The following is a 3,574-nucleotide window of genomic DNA, read 5'->3' as shown; positions in this document are numbered from 1 at the left end:
GAGAACAACACCATGACCGAAATCCGTGTGATCGACGACGGCCAGGAGCAGGACCCGGCGACGGTTCTCTGGATCGATCAGCTCGACGACGGCGGCACCGGCTTCGGCGACTGGGTGGCGCTGTTGAGCGTCCCCGACATGAACTACGTCATCGCCAAGCGCGTCCCGCCGTTCGCCGTCGACGGCGACGCATCGTTCGTGCCGCCGCTCGACTTCGACGACACCGACCTTGAGTACTTCGCGCTGGGCAGGCCTCAAGCGGGCCAGCTCGCCGTCGCGTTGATCACCGCGCTGATCAACAACAGCGACCACCTCATCGACTCGTACATCGAGCAGATCATGGCCCGCCGATGACCGTCTACAAGCTGCCGTATCCCAAGGAGTTCGCCGACGAGGTGAGGGGTCGGCTGTGGCGCCTGGGCAACCCCGGCGTTCATGCCCTCGCGTTCGACGACGATCACAAGCGATGCGCGGCATGGTGCGCGCACCACTACGAGATCACCGTGTCGTACTCCGCCAACGACGGCCCACTAAACGAGGTGGAGCGCAAGCTGGCCGAGTACCCGGGCTGCTACGCGACGACGCAGTGGCACCCGTACCGCGAGCCCGACATCACCAACCCCGACTGGCCCGAGCGGCGCGTCCGCTACCTGCGTCGGGCGCAGCGCATCGGGGACAACGGCGCGTACGTCCGCCCACGGGTGTTCGCGCTGATCGCCGATCCAGAGGACGCGGCATGAGTAGCAAGAGCAAGCGCAGGCCCCAGCCTGACCCCGACGAGACGGCATACCAAGCGTTTCAGGATCAACTCGCTGCGGCGACGGACGACCTGGAGCGTTCGACCGTTCTGGGTTACACACTCGGCCACGCTGCCGGTTACTACTGACTTTCCGCACTTCTCGATCCTGCTTTGGACGCCCCTGTCGGCGGGGTCAGCCGGTGTAGATGCTGTGCGGGATGTCGAGCAGGTCCAGTACGAGGGTTTGTAGTTCGTTGAGTTGGGGCGTGAAGGTCTGTACGAGGCGGCCGTGGTGGTCGAGCAGGGAGTGGCGGGCGAGTCCGCCGAAGATGTCGAGGACGCGGGCGGCGGTGGGTGCAGCGCAGCCGCGGTCTTCGGGGTAGAGCGAGAGGTGTTTGATGCCTTTGGTTTTCATCGCCTGCCGGATCTGGCGTTCGATGAGCGCGTGGATCAGCATGGCGATGAAGTGGCAGCACAGTAGGGCTTCGATGCGAGCCGGGTCGTGCAGGAACACCGGCGCGACGAGCTGGGTGCCCTTCAGGTGGGCGTGGCGTTTCTCCAGGTTGGGCTGGTATTTGTAGGCGGCGAGCAGTTCGGCGCCGCTCATCTGGCGGTCGTTGGTGATCAGCGGGTAGCAGCCGTCAGAGGCGGCGTCGCGGGCGACGCGGGGTTCGTCGATGGTGAACGCGATGCGGTGGTGGGTGCGGCTGGTCTTGCGGTAGCGGGTGTCGGGGCCGGGGCGGCCGCGTTTGTCCTGCCAGAACCGTTCTGCGACGCGGTGTTCGACGGTGACGTCGATCCAGCGGGCCGCGCCGGTCCGCTCCAGCGCCGCGGCGGCGGCCTGCTCGGCCGCGGCGGCGGTCTTGATCCGGGTCTTCGATGAGGCCAGCCGCTGGTTGAGCTCGTCGAGCGCGGCGACGCCGCGGGCGATGCGGTCCTCGCGCGCAGTCGCGTCGTAGCCGGTCTTGGCCGAGGAACGTACCCACACCACGCGGTAGCCCTCCGCGGACGGCCAGGGCGCCTCGCAGGTGTGCCACACGTCGTCGGGATCGCCCAGGCGGGAACCGGGCCGTCGCGCCGCCTCGACCCAGTTCGGCTCGTGGTCGACGATCCAGTTCCGAAACGTGTTGTCTTCCTTGCGGGATGCGGGCAGCACAGACACGAACCGGCCACCGCGGCGGTGGATGTGGTCCATGGTGCCGCGGGTGGCCAGCTTGCAGTCGGCGACGTAGAGGAAATCCGCGCGGCCCAGCATCGCGACCAGGTGATCCCAGGTGTCGACGTGGGTGGTGTCGTCGCTGGTGTTGCCGTCGACCACGCGATGCGCGATCGGCACCGCCCCGTCGGCGGACACGGTCAGGATCCACACCAGCTGCTTGAGGTCCGGGCGGTGATCCTTGTTGTGCCCGAACGTGATCGCCGCCGTCTGTTTGCCGCCCCGGGTGCGCCCGTCCGCGCCTGGGTAACGGCCGGTCACGGTGACGCTGGTGGAGTCGTTGTGCAGTTGCGAGCAGTCGATCCCGAACCGGGCCACCGCGTCCAGCACCAGCCGGGTCAACAGCGACGCCCGGTCGGCGTCGAACAACCGCGCCAGCATCCGCCCCACCCGGTCGTCGTTGAGCAGCCCCGTCTCGCCCTCGGCCAGCCCCAGCGGGCCCGGGTCGAACGGCTCGGCCCACCTGCCCAACCCGTACACCGGCTCGCGGGCCAGCGCCAGGTTGCGCACCAGGACCCCGATCGCGGTGGCCGGCGCCAGCTTCAGCCGCGCGTCGTCGTGCGGCAGGTACGTCTCCAGCAGCCCGGCCAACCCGAGCCGATCACAGAACCAGTCGACCACCGGCAGCGCACCCAGCCGCCAGGTCACCAGCTCGAACGGCCCGGCCGGACCTCGGCGTGGCGTGGCCGCCTTTCTTGCCACCATGTCCTTCAACGTATACGCTGAAGGACGATGGACGGACACCGACACGCCGACGCACCGGAAACGATCGGCATCGATCCACCGCTGGCCGAGGCGCAACGGCGCGTCACAGCAGGACTGGCCAGCATCGACTGGGCGCTGCCCGGCAGCGTCGTCGAACGCCGGATGCGCTGCGGCAAACCACGCTGCCGCTGCAAGAACGACCCGCCCCAGCTGCACGGCCCCTACATCCAGTGGACGCGCACCATCGACGGCAAGACCGTCACCAAACTGCTGACCCCCGAACAACGCTCGCGTTACCAGCGCTGGCTCGACAACGCCGCCCGGCTCCGCAACCTCGTCACCGAACTCGAAGCCCTCACCGTCCAAGCCGTAAAACACGCCGAAGGATGGGGGAGCTAAAACGCGTCCGAGAAGTGCGGAAAGTCAGTCCTGACCACCGGGGCGGGCTTCGAGCAGTGCCAACCGGACCCGCTCGGCCTTGACGTTGCCGGCGATGCGGCGCGGCATGGTTCAGCGGCTCTTTAGCAATTCCGCAAGGGCCTCGTCGAGGCTGACGTCACCGGTTTGGATCGCGTGGGCGATCCAGTCGGCGGTGCTGCGAACGCGCTCGACGTTTCGCAATACCGCATGTTTTTCGTCGTCGCTGAATTCGTGGCCACGCAGATGCGGAAGGGTCCGGCTGACGGTGGCCACGAATTGCGCGCACGCGCCGATCAGGTCCAGGTATTCGATGCTGTGCTCTTTGTGGCGGATGGCCGGCATGCGTTGGCGCGCGAACACCACCACCTGCCGCGAACGGTCGAATTGGGCGCTGTTGACCGCGTGGCGCGCGGACTGATCGGCCATCGCCTCGAAGCCGACGCTGGGGCGCTTGAGCAAATCGCGGGCCACCGAGACCGCGACAATGTCGTCTT

6 protein-coding genes are annotated in these 3,574 nt (G+C 67.7%); 4 read left to right on the top strand and 2 right to left on the bottom strand.

The features are described 5' to 3' along the window. From VMD50_RS06235 to VMD50_RS06225, 3 genes are all read left to right on the top strand, one after another. Positions 1–354 (top strand): hypothetical protein (locus VMD50_RS06235; protein WP_325425912.1); only part of this gene is annotated, 354 nt, incomplete at its 5' end. After that, positions 351–740 carry a hypothetical protein gene (locus VMD50_RS06230; protein ID WP_325425910.1) on the top strand — a complete coding sequence of 130 codons (390 nt, stop codon included), beginning with the start codon at positions 351–353 and terminating at the stop codon, positions 738–740. The genes VMD50_RS06235 and VMD50_RS06230, both read left to right, overlap by 4 nt. Continuing rightward, positions 737–886 carry a hypothetical protein gene (locus VMD50_RS06225; RefSeq protein WP_325425908.1) on the top strand — a complete coding sequence of 50 codons (150 nt, stop codon included), beginning with the start codon at positions 737–739 and terminating at the stop codon, positions 884–886. Before VMD50_RS06230 ends, VMD50_RS06225 begins: the two co-directional genes overlap by 4 nt. Positions 887–932: 46 nt before the next feature. Here the strand turns inward: VMD50_RS06225 and VMD50_RS06220 are convergent, their stop codons facing one another. Continuing rightward, positions 933–2,660: an IS1634 family transposase gene (locus VMD50_RS06220; protein ID WP_325425906.1), complete on the bottom strand. Its 1,728-nt coding sequence runs from the start codon at positions 2,658–2,660 to the stop codon at positions 933–935. Positions 2,661–2,687: 27 nt separating this feature from the next. Here VMD50_RS06220 and VMD50_RS06215 point away from each other — a divergent pair, with 27 nt between their 5' ends. Next, entirely contained in the window at positions 2,688–3,059 is a 372-nt protein-coding gene (locus tag VMD50_RS06215) for a DUF6788 family protein (protein ID WP_325425904.1), read from the top strand. A 111-nt stretch (positions 3,060–3,170) separates the two neighbouring features. On the opposite strand, the gene VMD50_RS06210 is transcribed toward VMD50_RS06215, so the two are convergent. Further along, positions 3,171–3,574: DUF6192 family protein (locus tag VMD50_RS06210; RefSeq protein ID WP_325425902.1), on the bottom strand; the 404-nt coding region annotated here is incomplete at its 5' end.

It is taken from the genome of Mycobacterium sp., assembly GCF_035506235.1.
Classification (GTDB): Bacteria; Actinomycetota; Actinomycetes; order Mycobacteriales; family Mycobacteriaceae; genus Mycobacterium.
The sequence above is the reverse complement of the archived record's forward strand: the minus strand, read 5'-3'. Positions and strand labels throughout refer to the sequence as shown.